Below are 16,765 nucleotides of genomic sequence, written 5' to 3'. Positions count from 1 at the left end.
CGATGAACAGCCTGCTGCAACTCATCGGGGACGGGGGCCATGCTCTGGCTGCGGCTTTGTACGCAGCCTTGGCGATCTACATCCTGCGCGGCCATGAAGCGAAGCTGGAACGCAACCTGTTGTTCGCTGCGGTGGTGGCTACGTCGCTTTGGGCGTTGCACACGGCCTTCAGTAGTGTGACCGAACCACTTTCGGGTTTGTCGGAGAGCCTGCGTAACGGCCTTTGGCTGCTTTTCATGTTCGTCATGCTGCGTCATGGCGAAGGCAGCACAACCCGGCACCCGATTTCGATTACCTTTATCTACGGCGTTCTGGGCGGCGTGCTCGCCATGCAGACCGTCGCCGATCTGCTCCCCGACCTCTCGATGACAGCTTCCTTCCAATCGCTGGTCGTCCTCAGCTTGCTGCTGCGTATGATGTTTGCAATTGGTGCGTTGGTCCTGGTCCACAATCTCTTTACGATCTCCGCACCCGAGGGACGGGCGCGCATCGCCCTGGTCATGGCTGCGCTTGTTGCAATGTGGACCTATGATCTCAACCTGTATGGCATCGCTGGCCTATCCAACACCGATGCGTCTGAAATTTATGCGTTGAGGGGGATGGGGATGGCTATCCTTGCGCTTGTAATGGGCGTGGGGATGCGCGGGGGCGGTGAATGGCGCCTGCGGCTGTCACGCACTGTCGCGTTTCGGTCGCTTTCGCTGGTGGCTGTCGGGTTGTACCTCGTCGTGCTTGCCATCGTCATCGTTGCCATCGAATGGCTGGCTGGCCCCTATGCACGACTGATCGAAGTTGCCGCGACCTTTTCAGGATTGGTCGCGGCCTTGGTCCTGCTGCCATCCCAGCGCTTTCGCAGCCTGGTGAAGGTGCTGATATCGAAACATTTCTTCCAGCATCGCTATGATTATCGCAGCGAATGGATGCGCTTTGTCGACACCATCGGCGCGCCGGACGTGGATGCCGCCCCCATATACGAGCGCGTGGTCAAGGCTGTTGCGGACATAACGGAGTCGTCGTCCGCTCTGCTGCTGCTACCCGATGAGAGCGGCGCATTGACGGTTGAATGTGTGTGGAACTGGCCGGCGACCACCGTTCCCACCAAGGCGATGAACGCCGCCGACGCAGCAGGTCTCAAACGCACTGGCTTCATCATCGACTTCGACGAGTTGCGTAGCGGTGGCGGGTCGCGCGATGTTGCCCCGTGGATGATGTCCGACAGTGCCGTCTGGGCGCTGGTCCCCCTGATCCATTTCGACCGTCTGATCGGTGCCATCCTGCTTGGACGCCCGCGCGTCGACCGGCGGCTGGACTGGGAGGATTTCGATATGCTCCGCACGGCCGGGCGCCAAGTCGCAAGCTATATCAGCGAAGCGCAGGGGCAGCAGGCGCTGGAAGATGCGCGGCGGTTCGACGAATTCAACCGCCGCTTCGCCTTCATCATTCATGACGTGAAAAATCTCGTCAGTCAGCTTTCGCTGCTGTCGCGCAACGCCGAACGCCACGCAGACAATCCCGATTTTCGCGCCGACATGATCCTCACACTGCGCGATTCGGTGGGTAAGATGAACGATCTGCTCGCTCGCCTGTCTCAGCATAACAAAGGGCGGCAGGACGAACCGCGCGCCATCGACGTCTGCGCCGTCGCCAACGCTGTCGCCACCGCGCGAGCGCGCCAGCGCCTCGTCAAGGTAACCGGCAGCGCGTCGGACGCGATGGCCGATCCGCAACGGCTCGAACAGATACTGGTCCACCTTGTTCAGAACGCTATCGACGCCAGCGCGCCGGACGCGCCGGTCATTCTGCATCTGGGCACCGACGGCGACGGCGTTACCATACAGGTCATCGACCGTGGCACAGGCATGAGTGCCGATTTCATCCGCCGCGACCTTTTCAAGCCTTTTTCGTCGAGCAAGGCGGACGGATTCGGGATCGGCGCATTCGAAGCGCGCGAGCTGGCGCGCAGCATGGACGGCAGGATCGACGTGGAAAGCCGGGTAGGCGAGGGGAGCTGCTTCACGCTAACGCTGCCTCGCGCCCGATCGAACCACCATAGCACCTCGCAGGAAAGGGCAGCCTGATGGCGGACATGCGTCCCAAGCTCCTCATCGTGGAAGACGATTCCGGCCTGCAGCGGCAATTGCGCTGGGCCTATGACGACTATCGCGTTTTCATAGCAGGCGACCGGGAGGAAGCCATTGAGTTCATACGCACCGAAGCGCCCGATGTCGTCACGCTCGATCTTGGTTTGCCGCCAGATCCGGACGGCACGACCGAAGGGTTCGCGACGCTCGCGGAAATCCTGCAGATCAAACCCGATACCAAAGTTATCGTCGCATCCGGCCACGGCGCGCGGGAAAGTGCGCTGAACGCCATATCGGGCGGCGCATACGACTTTTATCAAAAGCCAATCGACATCGACGAACTCGGCCTGATCGTCAGCCGCGCATTCCACGTTCATGCGCTGGAGCGGGAGAATGCGCGGCTGGTGGAACAGCCTGCACTCGACAACCGCATATTAGGCCGCCTCATCACTGCCGCGCCGGAAATGCTCAAGGTCGCCCGGACGATAGAGCGCGTCGCCACCACGAACATCTCTGTCATGCTGCTTGGCGCGAGCGGCACCGGCAAGGAACTGCTAGCCCACGGCCTCCATGATGCCAGCAACCGGAACGCACAGCCGTTTGTTGCCATCAACTGCGCGGCCATTCCCGACACACTGCTGGAATCCGAACTGTTCGGCCATGAAAAGGGCGCGTTCACCGGCGCGGTAAAGACGACACCCGGCAAGATCGAAATGGCGCAGGGCGGCACGCTGTTCCTTGACGAAGTCGGCGACATTCCGTTGCCCATACAGGTTAAGCTCCTCCGTTTCCTGCAGGAACGGGTGATCGAGCGCGTCGGCGGACGCGATCCGATAGCCGTCGACACCCGCATCGTTTGCGCCACTCACCAGAACCTCGAAACGATGATCGCCGCCGGCACATTTCGCGAAGACCTCTATTACCGCCTCGCCGAAATCGTAATCGCAATCCCCACGCTCAAGGAACGCTCCGGCGATGCGGTCTTGCTCGCCAAACATTTCCTGACGCGCTTCGCCAAGGATATGAATCCTAGCGTCAAGGGGCTGGCCCCCGATGCATTGGCCGCGCTCGACGCATGGGCGTGGCCGGGCAATGTTCGCGAACTGGAAAACCGCATGAAGCGCGCGATCATCATGGCCGACGGCAAGCTGGTGACGGCGGCGGATCTGGACTTACTGCCCGGAGACGATGAAGGCGTTGAACTCATCAATTTGCGCGCTGCCCGCGAGATCGCAGACCGGCGCGCCATCCGCCGCGCAATCGCCCGGTCGGAGGGGAACATCTCCAGTGCGGCCAAGCTGCTCGGCATCAGCCGGCCGACGTTGTACGATCTTCTCAAGCAATATGAGATGCAGGCGTGAAGGCAAAGCGTCTTGCACTGTCGCTCGGCATCGGACTGGCGGCGACGGCGGCTCTGGTCGCGCCGATCCACGGACTGAGCGCGGGCAGCCGGGACGACGCCCGCCCGATGGTACAACGCGCGCTCACCGCGCTGGAGAAGGGCGACCCCCGCGTTGCCCGCGTCGAACTGATGAATGCCATCCGGGCCGATCCCAACTGGGCAACCGCGCGCGTCGCACAGGCGCGCGTTCTGCTAGCGCTGGGGGACGGGCTGGGGGCGAAGGGGCAACTTGATCGCTCCCGCGCGCTAGGCGCTTCGTCCGCTACCACCCGTCACCTTATGGCGCACGCTCTGCTGCTCAGCGGTGACCCAGAGCTTGCCCTCACCGAAGCACAGGCGGCGGATGTGCCTGCGGCATATGCCGCCTACGCCGCGCGCATCGCCGGATGTGCGCTTCAGGCGCAGGACAAAGTGCCCGAAGCCTTGGCTGCGTTCGACCGCTCACTCGAACTTGCGCCAAAGGACGCCGCGACATGGATCGACCTCAGCCGCTTTAGGATCGCCACGGGTGATCGCGCCAATGCGCTGATCGCCAGCGACCGGGCCATTGCACTGGCCCCCCGAAACCCGGGCGCCATCACTTTGCGCGCCGAACTGATCCGCGATCAATATGGCCCCGCGGCTGCGATCCCCTGGTTCGACCAAGCGCTGGCCATCGACGCAAACTATCTGCCCGCCCTTACCGAATATGCCGCCACGCTGGCCGACATGGGGCAGGCGCAGCGGATGCTGTCGCTCACCCGTCGTATCATCGCGTTGGATGGCAACAACCCGCGCGCTTTCTTCATGCAGGCCGTGATGGCCGCCCGTGCCGGGGACATGAATCTTTCACGCAGAATGTTGGCAAAGGTCGGCGACCGGCTCGACGGCCAGCCCGCGACGATGCTCCTGCGCGGCATCCTCCATCTGGAAAGCGGCAATGCCCAACTTGCGTCGGACCAGCTTGGCGCGCTTGTGGACCTGCAGCCGTTCAATTTCCAGGCGCGTCTCCTGTACGGTCGTGCTCTGTTTGAAGTAGGCCAGCCCGCCGAAGCAGACGCGATCCTCGGCCCGCTCGCAGCGCGCACCGATGCCGACACTTATACCGTGCTGCTTGCCGCGCGCGTTCGCGAAGCGCTGGGCGATAAAGTCGCTGCCGAAGCCTTGCTGGCCCGCGCCACTCGCCCGGATCGCGAACAGCCATCCCTGTTGCCGCTCGATCCCGATATCCCGGCACTAAGCGCGCTGGCCAACGCCGACCCTCGGGTAGCCGGCCGCAACATTTCCTATGTACGCGTGCTCCTTGCGAAAGGCGACACGAACACGGCCATCGCCCGCGCGACGATCCTGCGTAACGCCAATCGTGGCGCACCCGAAGCGCATGTGGCGCTGGGCGATGCGCTGGCGCAGGCTGGTCGCTGGGATCAGGCCGCACAAAGCTATGGCACCGCTGCTGATCTCAAATATACCGGCGACGTCGCCCTGCGCCTTGCAATGGCATGGAACCGGGCAGGGGAACCTGCACGCGCCGAACAGGCGTTATCGCTCTATCTCAGCCAGAATCCCAACAGTGTCGATGCCAATCGCCTCGCCGCGACCGCTTGGATGCGCGCCAATGACTGGAAGCGTGCGGCTATTGCGCTGGAGGCGGTTCGCGCGCGGATAGGGAACAACGATGCGTATCTGCTCACCGATCTGGCTTGGGCAAATCTGGGGCAGGGTGACGCCCCACGCGCGCTCACTTATGCGGCCCACGCCTATCGGTTGTTCCCTTCTGGGCCTGTGACGACCGATGCCTATGGCTGGTTGCTGTACAAGTTGCGCGGACCAAATCGCGCCAGCGTCGATCTGCTGGAAAAAGCTGTCGCGCTCGCGCCGGGCAACACCCTGCTGAGCGATCATTTGCGCACCGCCCAAGCGGCGCTATCCAAGAAAAGCTAAGCGTCTTCCCCGACCGACAGATCGTTCAGCGATACCCCGATCCGCCGCATCTGCGCGGCCACGGGCGGCCAGACATTCTCCAGGAAATGCGTACGTTCGGCGCGCCGCAGCTTACGCGAAGCCCCTTCGGCAACGAACATGCCGACGCCGCGCTTGACCATGATCAGCCCGTCGTCCTGAAAACTCTGATAGGCTTTGGCCACCGTCAGTGGATTGGCACCCTGTTGCGCGGCAAAGGCGCGGACGGACGGCAACATGTCGCCATCGCCATATTCGCCGTCCAGTATCGATGCGGAAATGATGTCGCGCAAGCGAAGGTAGACGGGTTTTGAATCATCGGCCATGACTGATGCAGTGCCATAATACAGCCCGTCACGTCAAGGCAATGATCGCTCCAAAGACATGTCTGAATGTGTCATTATATGTCCCAATTCATAACAACATTGTTATATTCTGGCCGCGGTCGCTCGTCTTGCGGACGTCCCGGCGTGCCTATGAATATAAACCCGGCGATCCGCTCCTCTGCCGTTCCAAAGCTGTCGCGCACCATATCGCTATAGGATGGCCAGCCGGTGAGCCAACCGCCCACAAAGCCGCTCGCATGAGTGGCGTTGAGCAAGTTCATTATCGCCGCACCGACCGACAACTCCTGCTCCCACAGCGGAATCTTGCTCTCCGCCTTCGGGCTGGACAATGCGACGACCAGTGTCGGTGCCTGATGCGCGAACTGATGCATCGCTTCGATCTCCAGCCGCCCGGCCTGCGGTTTATCCGCGCGATATGCACGCTCCAGCAGCGCCGCCAGCGCATCGCGCTGATCCTCGCGCACAATGACGAAGCGCCACGGCGCCAGCTTGCCATGATCCGGCGTCCGCGCCGCGACTTCCAATATGGTGCGCAATTGCTCCGCATTCGGTCCGGGCGCGGTCATGTCGCGCGGCTTGCCTGATCGCCGCGTTTGCAGCAGCGTCATGGGGGAGGATATATCGTTGAACATCGCTGCTAAATGGCTGGTCAATCCTCGCGACGCAAGCCTCCAGCGCGTTCCTTAACGAAACGATGTTGGAATTTTATTCCTCAATTCGGTAACTTTTTTGACACGCGAATTTTTTGCGCTAGGCTTCTGCCATGACAGGCCGCCTTTCGAGCTGGCTGCTATCGAATACAAAGAGGGTCTAACCGCATGGCAACGCAGTATAACCTTACTGACGATAAAAAGGGGACGTTGCTGGGGCATCCCCACGGTTTGTTCGTCCTGTTCTTCGCTGAAATGTGGGAACGGTTTTCCTATTATGGCATGCGCGCGCTGCTGATCTTCTACCTCACCAAGCATTTCCTGTTCGGTGACGACAAAGCCTATCTGATCTACGGTGCCTATACGTCGCTGGTCTATATCACGCCTGTCATCGGCGGATATCTGGCGGATCGCTATCTGGGCGCGCGAAAGGCCGTGTTGTGCGGCGGAATATTCATCGCCATCGGCCATTTCCTGATCGCTATCACCGAAGGACCATCGGGCCAGAGCGGCTATCATCTCAATGGCTTTTTCCTCGCGCTGTCGTTCATCATCATCGGCACCGGCTTTCTCAAGGCCAATATCTCCGTGATGGTGGGGGAGCTTTACCCCCGCGACGATATTCGCCGCGATCCGGCTTATTCGATATTCTACATGGGCATCAATGTCGGTGGAATGCTGGGACCGATCATCTGTGGCGTGCTGGGTGAAACGCTCGGCTGGGCATGGGGCTTCGGTGCAGCCGGGGTCGGTATGCTGCTTGGCCTCGTCGTATTCGTGCTGTGCAAGCCAACGCTCAAGGGGGCCGGTGAGCCGCGTAATCCGGTCGTGCTGGCGGAGCGCTCATCGCTTGAGCTAAGCAAGGAATGGACGATCTACGCCGCTTCGGCGATTGCGGTCATCGGCATATGGGGGCTGATCCAGTATCAGGATGTCGTTGGCTACGCCCTGCTGGTCTTCGCCTTCGCGACCGTCGCCTATATCCTCTATCGAATCTTCACGACCTTCGAACGGATCGATCGCGACCGAATCCTTGCGGCGCTGTTCCTGATCGCGCTCAACCCGCTGTTCTGGGGTCTGTTCGAACAGGCAGGCTCCTCGCTCAGCATCTTCACCGATCGTAATGTCGATCGTCATATCTTCGGCTGGGATGTGCCCGCGTCGGTATTTCAGTCCGTGAACTCGACCTTCATCATCCTGCTCGCGCCCCTGTTCGCCGTCCTGTGGACCTGGTTGGCTAAGCGCAGGATGGAGCCCAATACAGCTGCCAAATTCGGCATCGGTTTGCTGCTCATCGGCTTTGGCTTTCTCGTTCTGGTCGGCGGCGCAGTCGCGGCAGGGGCGGACCTGACTCCCGTCATCTTCATCTTCGGCATCTACCTGCTGCATACGATGGGCGAGCTTTGCTTTTCACCCGTCGGCTTATCGGCCATGACGCGCCTCAGCGTCGGCGGCATCGCCGGTCTGATGATGGGCACGTGGTTCCTCGCAACGGCGGCGGGCAATTTCGTGGCGGGCCTCATCGCGCGGGCAACCGGCGGCGAAGGCGCGGGGCCGGAAAAGGTGCTGGAAGTGTATACCCGCCTCGGCTGGGCGGTCATCGTCGTGGGCATATTGGTGATACTTGTATCGCCCATCATCAAGCGGATGATGCACCTTGATACGTTGACGGACACCGGGCCGCTCGCGGGTCAGAAAGAAATCGGAGAACCGGGGGCAGCAGGGCTCGCCGCCGGCAAGGAGACATTGTGATGCGTACCGCTTATCTCGGTCTGACGGCGGCGCTGGCGCTGACTGCCTGCACCGGCACAACGCAAGCGCCCAAAAGCGCCAGCAGCAACACGCCCGGACCCTCGACCGCGCCGGAAAATCCCTTCCCCTCGACCTACACGCCCTATCCCGGCGTACCGACGGTCATCAAGGGTGCCACCATCCTCGATGGCGAAGGCGGCAAAATCGAAAATGGCGTCGTGTTCCTTTCGGGAGGCAAGATCACGGCAGTCGGCGGACCGGACACCCCGATCCCTGCGGACGTGACAGTATTCGATGGCACCGGCAAATATGTGACGCCCGGCGTCATCGACATTCACAGCCATCTGGGCGACTATCCGTCTCCTTCGGTGCAGGCGCTAAGCGACGGTAACGAAGCTACTGGCCCCGTTACCGCCGACGTCTGGGCCGAACACAGCGTATGGCCGCAAGACCCGGGATTCTCCCGCGCGCTTGCCAATGGCGGCGTGACTGCGCTGCAAATCCTGCCCGGTTCCGCCAACCTCTTCGGCGGTCGCGGCGTGACGCTCAAGAACGTCTATGCCCGCACGCAGCAAGGCATGAAGTTCCCCGGCGCTCCCTACAGCCTCAAAATGGCCTGCGGTGAAAACCCCAAGCGCGTCTACGGCAGCAAGGGCCGCGAACCCAGCACCCGCATGGGCAACATCGCCGTGGACCGACAGACCTGGATCAAGGCCCGCGAATATCAAAAGAAACGCGCCGCCAACAAGGAACAGATGCGCGACCTGTCGATGGAAACGCTGGCCGACGTGCTGGAAGGCAAGATCCTCGTCCAGAACCACTGCTATCGCGCTGACGAAATGGCCAATGTCATCGATATGAGCAAGGAGTTCGGGTACAAGGTAACCGCCTTCCACCATGCCGTCGAAAGCTACAAGATCGCCGATTTGCTGAAAGCCAACAACATCTGCTCGGCAATGTGGGCCGACTGGTATGGCTTCAAGATGGAAAGCTATGACGGCATCCGCGAAAACATCGCTCTGGTCCAGAACGCCGGTGCCTGCGCCATCGTCCACAGCGACGATGAAAACGGCATTCAGCGTCTCAATCAGGAAGCGGCCAAGGCCATCGCCGCTGGCAAGCGCATGGGCATCAACATACCCGAAGAAATTGCGTGGGAATGGCTAAGCTATAACCCTGCCAAGGCAATGGGCATCGCGGATCAGACCGGCAGCCTCAAGGTTGGCAAGATGGCCGATGTCGTGTTGTGGAACGGCAACCCATTCAGCATCTACACCCGGCCCGAACGGGTCTGGATAGACGGCGCACTGATGTACGATGCCAACGATCCCAAACGTCGCCCCGTCAGCGACTTCGAACTGGGCCAGATCGGCGCGGGAGACACCAAATGAGCCGCAAGTTTCTTTCCGCACTGGCCGGGGCCGCTGCCCTCGCTGCCTTCGCTACCCCGGCGATTGCGCAGACCATAGCCATCACCGGCGGCAAACTCGCCATCGGTGACGGTTCAGAAGCCATAGAGAACGGCACCGTCGTCATCGTGAACGGCAAAGTCACGGCGGCAGGCGCAAACGTCGCCATCCCGGGGGGCGCGCAACGCATTGATGCTAGTGGACAATGGGTCACACCCGGCATCATATCGGGCTTTTCGCGTGTCGGCTTAGTGGAAGTCGAAGCAGTCGAATCTACTAACGATACCGAAGCGAACAAGTCGCCTTTCTCTGCCGCCATCGATGTGTCCACCGCGATCAATCCGCTCGCCAATCCCATCGCGATCAGCCGCACCAGCGGCGTCACCCGCGCCGTCGTCGTCCCGTCGGCGGGAAACAGCATCTTTGCGGGGCAGGGGGCCGTCATCGACCTCAGCACCGACATGGATGACGTGACGCAACCTCGCGCCTTCCAATATGTCGAACTGGGCGAAACCGGCGCAGCCAAGGCCGGTGGCAGCCGCCCCGCCGCGCAACTGATGTTCCGCACATTGCTGGAAGAAGCGCAGGATTACGCCCGCAACCCTGCGGCTTATGACGGACGCTCGAAGGACAATCTGCTCCTGCGCGTCGATGCGAAGGCGCTATTGCCCGTCATTCAGGGCAAGGTGCCGCTGCTCGTCCATGTCGAACGCGGCCCCGATATCCTTGGCGTCATCGCACTGCGCAAGGAATTTCCGACACTCAAGATCGTACTGGTCGGTGCAGCCGAAGGCTGGCGCGTGGCGCGCGAAATCGCCGCTGCCAAGATCCCGGTCATCACCGCTGGTCTCACCGATCTGCCCGCCAGCTTCGAAACGCTTGCCGCCACGCAATCCAATGTCGGTCGCATGGTGGAGGCAGGCGTTCTCGTCGCCCTCGGCCTGACGGACGGCAACGACGCCGTCCAGCTCCGCTGGGCCATGCAACAGGCAGGCAACATGGTCGCGCTGCAGAAGATCCCCGGCGCCACCGGGCTAAGCTGGGGACAGGCACTCCGGGCTATCAGCTCCGCGCCCGCCGAAGTGATGGGCATGGGCGACCGCATCGGTTCGCTCAAGCCCGGCCGCGCAGGCGATGTGGTGATTTGGGACGGCGACCCGCTGGAACTCATGTCCGCGCCAACCGCCGTCTTCATCGACGGCAAGCAACAGCCGCTGGAAAACCGCCAGACCAAGCTGCGCGACCGATATGCGACGCCCACGCCGGGCGCACTGCCCAAAGCCTACGATCGCTAAACGACGCGCGGCGGCGTAGGCTTCCTACGCCGCCGCGCCGCGCACCCGCAGCCAATAGGCCCGCACGTCGCGCCGCAATTCGCCAGCGCACAGATACAGCGCGATCACATTGGGGATCGCCATCAGGAAAAAGCTGCAATCGACGATGCTGATGACCCGGCCAAGGTCAATGACGGCAGCGGGCGGCAAAGCGACGATGTAGAGGATCTTGTAAGTCATCTGCGTGCGCGGCTTATGCCCGAACAGATATCCCCACGCCTGCAACCCGTAAAAGCCCCACGCCACCAAAGTCGAATAGGCAAACAGCACCACTGCTACCGCCAGCACATAGGGAAACCACCCTGCGACTCCCGCAAAAGCGGCGGTCGTGATGTTGATCCCTTCCAACCCCGTGTTCCACGTTCCCGCAACAACCAGCGCCAACCCGCCGAACGCACACACGATCATCGTGCCGAGCAACGGTTCCAGCAACGCCACCATCCCCTCTGACACCGGCTCATCCGTCCGCGCAAGGCTGTGCGCCATTACCGCTGAGCCGACGCCTGCCTCACTGGCGAACACCGCGCGCCGCATCCCCGCCACGAACGCGCCAACGGCACCCCCGGCGGCAGCCGTGCCATTCCACGCACCATCCCATATCTGCGCGAGTGCCCCCGGTATCGCACCGGCATTCAGGATAAGGATCGCGAACACGCCAATCAGATAGACGGCAACCTTGATCGGCGTCAGTCGGCTCGCCACGCGGCCCAGCCACGCCGCGCCGCCCAAAGTCACGAGCGACACCGCCAGCGCAAGCCCGATCCCATACACCCAACCATTGGTAAAACCTGTAACCGCAGAGACCGCCGCATAGCTCTGGTTCACCTGCACCATCGGGATAGCGCCGAACAATGCGAAGAAGGCATAAAGTGCGCCAATCGCGAAACCGAAACGCGGCCATCCCTTGCGCGCCAATACGGCTTTCAGCACATACATCGGCCCGCCATGCGCGTGGCCCCATTCATCCATCACCCGATATTTGAGACCCAGCGTGACCTCAGCCATCTTCACCGTCATCGCGAACCAGCCGATCACGAACATCCAGAGGATCGCGCCCGGTCCGCCCATGGTCAGCGCTACCGCCACGCCAGCAATATTGCCGAGGCCGATGGTCCCCGCCAGCGCCGTGGTCAGCGCCGCAAACTGGCTGACGTCGCCCTTCGCTTCGCCTTCGCGCGGTTGTGTGCGCAGCACCTGGAAAGCATGCCCCACTGCCCGCATATTGGGAAAGCCCAGCCAGACCGTGAAGAACAACATCGGCAGCGCGAGGTACAGCACGATCAACTCGATCTGTACGCCCAGCACGGGTATCTTGAAGAATACGGCGGCAGAGAGCGCGTCTACGGCGCGGTTGAACGATTCCATGCGTCATGAATGGCGGCGTGGTGGTGGATTGTCGATCCGATTTCGGTATAGGCTTGCACCTTGATCCGACGACACATTTTGCGGAGCGTCCATGAGCAGGCAATATTTCGGCACAGACGGTATTCGGGGCCGCACCAATGCATGGCCGATGACGCCCGAACTGGCGATGAAAGTCGGGATGGCGGCGGGCACGCATTTCTTGCGTGGCAGCCACCGCCATCGTGTCGTGATCGGCAAGGATACGCGCCTGTCGGGCTACATGGTCGAAAATGCGCTGGTGGCCGGGTTCACGGCGGTCGGTATGGATGTGGTGCAATTTGGTCCGATACCGACGCCTGCCGTGGCGATGCTCGCCCACTCGATGCGCGCCGATCTTGGCGTGATGATCTCGGCCAGCCACAATCCCTATTTCGATAACGGCATCAAGCTGTTCGGTCCCGATGGCTACAAGCTGTCTGACGAGGACGAACTGAAGATCGAGGCGCTGTTGAAAGGCGACATAGCCCTCGCGCCTTCCGCAGACATCGGTCGCGCCCGCCGCGTTGAGGATGCGCGCGGTCGCTATATCCACGCGGTCAAATCCAGCTTCCCGGCGGAGTTGCGGCTCGACGGCATGCGCATCGTCGTCGATTGCGCCAATGGCGCCGCCTATCAGGTTGCGCCCTCCGCTTTGTGGGAACTGGGTGCGGAAGTGATCGCGGTGGGAGTCACCCCCAACGGCATCAACATCAACGATGGCTGCGGATCGACTGCGCCGCTCTTGTTGCAGGAAACCGTACTGTCGTCGGGCGCGGATATCGGCATCGCGCTGGATGGCGACGCGGATCGGCTTATCGTCGTCGATGAACAAGGCAAGATCGTCGACGGCGATCAGATCATGGCGCTCATCGCCGCCAATTGGGCACGCGAAGGCACGCTGCGCGGTGGCGGCCTCGTCACCACGGTCATGTCCAATCTCGGCCTCGAACGCTTTCTAAGCGGGCAGGGGATCACGCTGGAACGGACCAAGGTTGGCGACCGTTACGTACTGGAACGGATGCGCGAGGGCGGCTTCAACGTCGGCGGCGAGCAATCCGGCCACATGATCCTGTCCGATTACGCCACCACCGGCGACGGCACCATCGCCGCGCTGCAGGTGCTGGCCGCACTCATCCGCAGCGGCAAGCCTGCCAGTGAGCTACTCCATCAGTTCGATCCCGTGCCGCAATTGCTCAAGAACGTGCGGTTTTCCGGCGGCAAGCCGCTCGAGCATAGCGACGTGCAACGCACCATCGCGCAGGCCGAAGCGGAATTGAAAGGGACGGGCCGTCTCGTCATTCGTCCGTCAGGCACCGAACCTGTCATCCGCGTAATGGCCGAAGGCGACAGCGAAACGCAAGTCAGGGATGTGGTCGACCGCATCTGCGCCGCTGTGGAAAAGGCGGCCGCCTGACATGCTTGAAATGCGCCCCGATTGCGAACGCTGCGGTACGGACCTTCCGGCCGACGCACCCGGCGCATTCATCTGCTCGTTCGAATGCACCTATTGCGCGCCTTGTGCCGAGGCGCTCGATGACCGTTGCCCCAATTGCGGCGGCGAACTGATGGACCGCCCGACCCGCTTCGGTCCCGCGCTCGCCAAAAATCCTGCCTCGACAACCCGGATGTTCAAGGGTTGACCCCGCGCATCCTGATTATCGCCGGGTCCGACAGCGGCGGCGGCGCGGGCATTCAGGCGGATATCAAGACCGTGACGATGATGGGCGGTCACGCAATGACCGCCATCACCGCCATCACGGCGCAAAATACGCTCGGCGTGCAGGGCGTCCATCCCATCCCGACGGCCGTGGTGATCGAACAGATCGAAAGCGTTCTCTCCGATCTCGGCGTGGACGCGATCAAGATCGGCATGATCGGATCACCTCAAACGGCCCATGCCGTCGCGGATCGCCTCGCCGGTCTGCGCGACATGCCTATCATCTTCGACCCCGTCATGGTTGCCACAAGCGGCGCGCTTTTGGCCGACAAGGCCACCGTCGCTGCGTTCGAGCGGTTGATGGGCATGGCCCTACTGATAACCCCCAACGTCCCCGAACTGGCGATGCTGACCGGCACCCCAATCGAAGATATCGATGCGCTGGAGGCTGCAGGCAATATCCTCGCCCGTCGCTATGGCTGCGCAGTGCTGGCCAAGGGCGGGCATCTTGGCGACCAGCCGCAGGATGACGCACCCAGCGTTCACGACTTGCTCATCCGCGCGTCGGGCGTATCGGAATATCGGATGCCGCGCATCGAAACCCGCCATAGCCACGGCACAGGCTGCACCCTCGCCAGTGCCATCGCGACAGGCATCGGTCGTGGCCTGACCATGGAAAATGCCGTCGACCGCGCCGAGGCATTCGTCGCCGGCGCACTGTTCAATGCACCCCAATTCGGTGCCGGTCACGGACCGATGGGCCACGCCATGGGCACCACGCCATTCTATCACACGTTGGCGTCCGTGAATGAACAGGGCTTCGATGCCACTGCCCTCGCTGCGCAATGGGACGACCGTGCCTGACTTCACGTTCGAAATGCAGCATCAGGGATATGTCGCGGGCGTCGATGAAGCGGGCAGGGGGCCACTCGCCGGTCCCGTGGTCGCTGCCGCTGTCATCCTCGACCCCGACAATTGTCCGCCCGGTCTCGACGACAGCAAGAAACTCTCCGCGCCCCGCCGCGCCGCGCTCGACATAGCGATCCGCGAGCAGGCCATTTGCTTCGGCATCGGCTCGGCCAGCGTAGAGGAAATCGACAGCCTCAATATCCTGTGGGCTACCATGCTGGCGATGACGCGCGCCGTTGATGCGCTCTCGCACAACTGCGTGCATGTGCTTGTCGATGGCAACCGCTGCCCCCAGTGGCGTCATGCCTCCACCGCCGTCGTCGGCGGGGACGCCCGCTGCCTCTCCATTGCCGCTGCCTCAATTCTCGCCAAGGAAGAGCGCGACCGGATCATGATCGCCGCCGCCCAAGCGCACCCTCATTATGGGTGGCACAGCAACAAGGGCTATGGCAGTGCCTTGCACCTGTCCGCGTTGCGAGAACACGGCCCGACACCGCTCCATCGTCGCAGTTTTGCGCCGGTCGCCCAGTTGCTGCTGCTATAGACGATAAAAATATCGTTGCGCTTGGCGATGAGTCTTTCGCGCCACACCACGACATATGGAGTCCTCGCGACTCGTCGGGACTCAACATGTCGTGGCTACCCTTTTCGTTCTCATGCGCTCGCTATAAATCGCCGAGTCGCGCCATAAGTTTTTGAACTTGACGGATTCCACGGAAAGACTCATCCCGGTTCCAACGAACGGGGGAACTATCAAATGGGCGTCATGGACCGCGTAATTTCGCGACCTAAAAAGGCTGTAACTGCTAAGGCACCTGCCGCCGCGCCGATCGAAGCCGATCGCCTGATCCGTGGGGATTGCATTGCCGAAATGGCGAAACTGCCCGACGCGAGCGTCGACATGATTTTCGCCGATCCGCCCTATAATCTCCAACTTGGCGGCGATCTTTTCCGGCCCGAAGGCGGGCGCGTGGATGCCGTCGACAACGACTGGGACAAATTCGACACGTTGGCAGCCTACGACCGCTTTACCGCGCTCTGGCTGGCGGAGGCGCGCCGCATCCTGAAACCCGATGGCACGATCTGGGTCATCGGCAGCTATCACAACATCTTTCGCGTCGGCGCGACGTTGCAGGATCAGGGCTTCTGGATTCTCAACGACATCATCTGGCGCAAGGCGAACCCGATGCCCAATTTCAAGGGCACACGCTTCACCAATGCGCACGAAACGCTGATCTGGGCCAGCCAGGGCGAAGACGCGCGCTACACCTTCAACTACAAGGCGATGAAGACTCTCAACGACGAGTTGCAGATGCGCTCCGACTGGGTGCTGCCGATCTGCGGCGGGCAGGAACGCTTGAAACGCAACGGGACGAAGGCGCATCCGACGCAGAAGCCCGAGGCCTTGCTCTATCGCGTGATGCTCGCCTGTACGAAACCGGGCGATATCGTGCTCGATCCCTTCTTCGGCACGGGCACCACCGGCGCGGTGGCAAAACGTCTGGGCCGCAAGTGGATCGGGATCGAGCGCGAGGACAGTTATATCGAAGTCGCATTGCAGCGGATCGAGGAAGCCCTTCCGCTCGATGAATCCTCACTCAGCATCATGCAATCCTCACGGCAAGCGCCCAAGGTCGCCTTCGGTACACTGGTCGAAACAGGCTATCTTACGCCCGGCGCCATCCTGACTGACGCAAAGCGCCGGTGGCAGGCAACGGTCAGGGCCGACGGATCGCTGGCAATCGGAACCGACACCGGGTCGATCCACAAGATCGGCGCCACACTGCAAAAGGCGCCCTCGTGCAATGGCTGGACCTTCTGGCACCATGAAACGAGCGAGGGCCTCAAGCCTATAGATACGCTGCGTCAAACCTATCTACTGGCAACGCAGCCCTAGGCCGCG

14 protein-coding genes are annotated in these 16,765 nt (G+C 61.9%); 11 read left to right on the top strand and 3 right to left on the bottom strand.

The genetic code is table 11. The annotated features are described in order from the left end of the window. The first annotated feature begins 2 nt into the window (after nucleotides 1-2). The 3 genes from prsK to QMG56_RS03110 are packed head-to-tail and all read left to right on the top strand — an operon-like array spanning nucleotide 3 to nucleotide 5,403. On the top strand, nucleotides 3-2,078 hold the full coding sequence (gene prsK / locus QMG56_RS03120) for an XrtA/PEP-CTERM system histidine kinase PrsK (RefSeq protein ID WP_281821115.1): 2,076 nt from the start codon (nucleotides 3-5) through the stop codon (nucleotides 2,076-2,078). After that, nucleotides 2,078-3,442, top strand: a complete 1,365-nt coding sequence (prsR, locus tag QMG56_RS03115) for a PEP-CTERM-box response regulator transcription factor (protein WP_281821114.1) — start codon at nucleotides 2,078-2,080, stop codon at nucleotides 3,440-3,442. Before prsK ends, prsR begins: the two co-directional genes overlap by 1 nt. After that, entirely contained in the window at nucleotides 3,439-5,403 is a 1,965-nt protein-coding gene (locus tag QMG56_RS03110; RefSeq protein WP_281821112.1) for a tetratricopeptide repeat protein, read from the top strand. The genes prsR and QMG56_RS03110 overlap by 4 nt, the downstream gene beginning before the upstream one ends. On the opposite strand, the gene QMG56_RS03105 is transcribed toward QMG56_RS03110, so the two are convergent. Next, nucleotides 5,400-5,747 (bottom strand): GntR family transcriptional regulator, encoded by a 348-nt coding sequence (locus QMG56_RS03105; RefSeq protein WP_230188104.1) that lies wholly within the window; start codon nucleotides 5,745-5,747, stop codon nucleotides 5,400-5,402. The two genes, QMG56_RS03110 and QMG56_RS03105, sit on opposite strands and share 4 nt — an antisense overlap. A 74-nt stretch (nucleotides 5,748-5,821) precedes the next feature. Then, entirely contained in the window at nucleotides 5,822-6,400 is a 579-nt protein-coding gene (locus tag QMG56_RS03100; protein WP_281821110.1) for a nitroreductase, read from the bottom strand. A 186-nt stretch (nucleotides 6,401-6,586) separates the two neighbouring features. Between QMG56_RS03100 and QMG56_RS03095 the strand changes: the two genes are divergently transcribed. The 3 genes from QMG56_RS03095 to QMG56_RS03085 are packed head-to-tail and all read left to right on the top strand — an operon-like array spanning nucleotide 6,587 to nucleotide 10,874. Beyond that, a complete protein-coding gene (locus QMG56_RS03095; protein WP_281821109.1) occupies nucleotides 6,587-8,170 on the top strand; it encodes a peptide MFS transporter in 1,584 nt (527 codons plus the stop codon). Beyond that, nucleotides 8,170-9,561, top strand: a complete 1,392-nt coding sequence (locus QMG56_RS03090) for an amidohydrolase (RefSeq protein ID WP_281821108.1) — start codon at nucleotides 8,170-8,172, stop codon at nucleotides 9,559-9,561. The genes QMG56_RS03095 and QMG56_RS03090 overlap by 1 nt, the downstream gene beginning before the upstream one ends. Beyond that, entirely contained in the window at nucleotides 9,558-10,874 is a 1,317-nt protein-coding gene (locus QMG56_RS03085; protein WP_281821107.1) for an amidohydrolase family protein, read from the top strand. Before QMG56_RS03090 ends, QMG56_RS03085 begins: the two co-directional genes overlap by 4 nt. Nucleotides 10,875-10,898: 24 nt before the next feature. On the opposite strand, the gene QMG56_RS03080 is transcribed toward QMG56_RS03085, so the two are convergent. Continuing rightward, the gene (locus QMG56_RS03080; RefSeq protein ID WP_281821106.1) at nucleotides 10,899-12,278 is read right to left on the bottom strand and encodes a sodium:alanine symporter family protein; all 1,380 of its coding nucleotides are present in this window, start codon (nucleotides 12,276-12,278) and stop codon (nucleotides 10,899-10,901) included. A gap of 91 nt (nucleotides 12,279-12,369) precedes the next feature. Between QMG56_RS03080 and glmM the strand changes: the two genes are divergently transcribed. The 5 genes from glmM to QMG56_RS03055 all read left to right on the top strand — a co-directional run bounded on the left by glmM (nucleotide 12,370) and on the right by QMG56_RS03055 (nucleotide 16,759). Further along, on the top strand, nucleotides 12,370-13,710 hold the full coding sequence (gene glmM / locus QMG56_RS03075; protein WP_281821105.1) for a phosphoglucosamine mutase: 1,341 nt from the start codon (nucleotides 12,370-12,372) through the stop codon (nucleotides 13,708-13,710). Between the two features lies 1 nt (nucleotide 13,711). Further along, nucleotides 13,712-13,936, top strand: coding sequence for a DUF1272 domain-containing protein (locus tag QMG56_RS03070; RefSeq protein ID WP_230188109.1), 225 nt, complete (start codon nucleotides 13,712-13,714; stop codon nucleotides 13,934-13,936). Continuing rightward, entirely contained in the window at nucleotides 13,933-14,817 is an 885-nt protein-coding gene (gene thiD, locus QMG56_RS03065; protein ID WP_281821104.1) for a bifunctional hydroxymethylpyrimidine kinase/phosphomethylpyrimidine kinase, read from the top strand. The genes QMG56_RS03070 and thiD overlap by 4 nt, the downstream gene beginning before the upstream one ends. Beyond that, nucleotides 14,810-15,406 carry a ribonuclease HII gene (locus QMG56_RS03060; protein ID WP_281821227.1) on the top strand — a complete coding sequence of 199 codons (597 nt, stop codon included), beginning with the start codon at nucleotides 14,810-14,812 and terminating at the stop codon, nucleotides 15,404-15,406. Before thiD ends, QMG56_RS03060 begins: the two co-directional genes overlap by 8 nt. Nucleotides 15,407-15,619: 213 nt before the next feature. Beyond that, complete coding sequence (locus QMG56_RS03055; RefSeq protein ID WP_281821102.1) at nucleotides 15,620-16,759, top strand: site-specific DNA-methyltransferase; 1,140 nt, start codon at nucleotides 15,620-15,622, stop codon at nucleotides 16,757-16,759. Nucleotides 16,760-16,765 lie beyond the last annotated feature (6 nt).

This window comes from Sphingobium sp. BS19, from assembly GCF_027925545.1.
Classification (GTDB): Bacteria; Pseudomonadota; Alphaproteobacteria; order Sphingomonadales; family Sphingomonadaceae; genus Sphingobium.
The sequence above is the reverse complement of the archived record's forward strand: the minus strand, read 5'-3'. Positions and strand labels throughout refer to the sequence as shown.

What these genes read in the sequence shown, in the direction of transcription:
- prsK (WP_281821115.1), top strand. Translation starts at nt 3, where the DNA reads ATGAACAGCCTGCTGCAACTCATCGGGGACGGGGGCCATGCTCTGGCT.
- prsR (WP_281821114.1), top strand. Translation starts at nt 2,078, where the DNA reads ATGGCGGACATGCGTCCCAAGCTCCTCATCGTGGAAGACGATTCCGGC.
- QMG56_RS03105 (WP_230188104.1), bottom strand. Translation starts at nt 5,747, where the DNA reads ATGGCCGATGATTCAAAACCCGTCTACCTTCGCTTGCGCGACATCATT.
- QMG56_RS03100 (WP_281821110.1), bottom strand. Translation starts at nt 6,400, where the DNA reads ATGTTCAACGATATATCCTCCCCCATGACGCTGCTGCAAACGCGGCGA.
- QMG56_RS03095 (WP_281821109.1), top strand. Translation starts at nt 6,587, where the DNA reads ATGGCAACGCAGTATAACCTTACTGACGATAAAAAGGGGACGTTGCTG.
- QMG56_RS03090 (WP_281821108.1), top strand. Translation starts at nt 8,170, where the DNA reads ATGCGTACCGCTTATCTCGGTCTGACGGCGGCGCTGGCGCTGACTGCC.
- QMG56_RS03085 (WP_281821107.1), top strand. Translation starts at nt 9,558, where the DNA reads ATGAGCCGCAAGTTTCTTTCCGCACTGGCCGGGGCCGCTGCCCTCGCT.
- QMG56_RS03080 (WP_281821106.1), bottom strand. Translation starts at nt 12,278, where the DNA reads ATGGAATCGTTCAACCGCGCCGTAGACGCGCTCTCTGCCGCCGTATTC.
- glmM (WP_281821105.1), top strand. Translation starts at nt 12,370, where the DNA reads ATGAGCAGGCAATATTTCGGCACAGACGGTATTCGGGGCCGCACCAAT.
- QMG56_RS03070 (WP_230188109.1), top strand. Translation starts at nt 13,712, where the DNA reads ATGCTTGAAATGCGCCCCGATTGCGAACGCTGCGGTACGGACCTTCCG.
- QMG56_RS03055 (WP_281821102.1), top strand. Translation starts at nt 15,620, where the DNA reads ATGGGCGTCATGGACCGCGTAATTTCGCGACCTAAAAAGGCTGTAACT.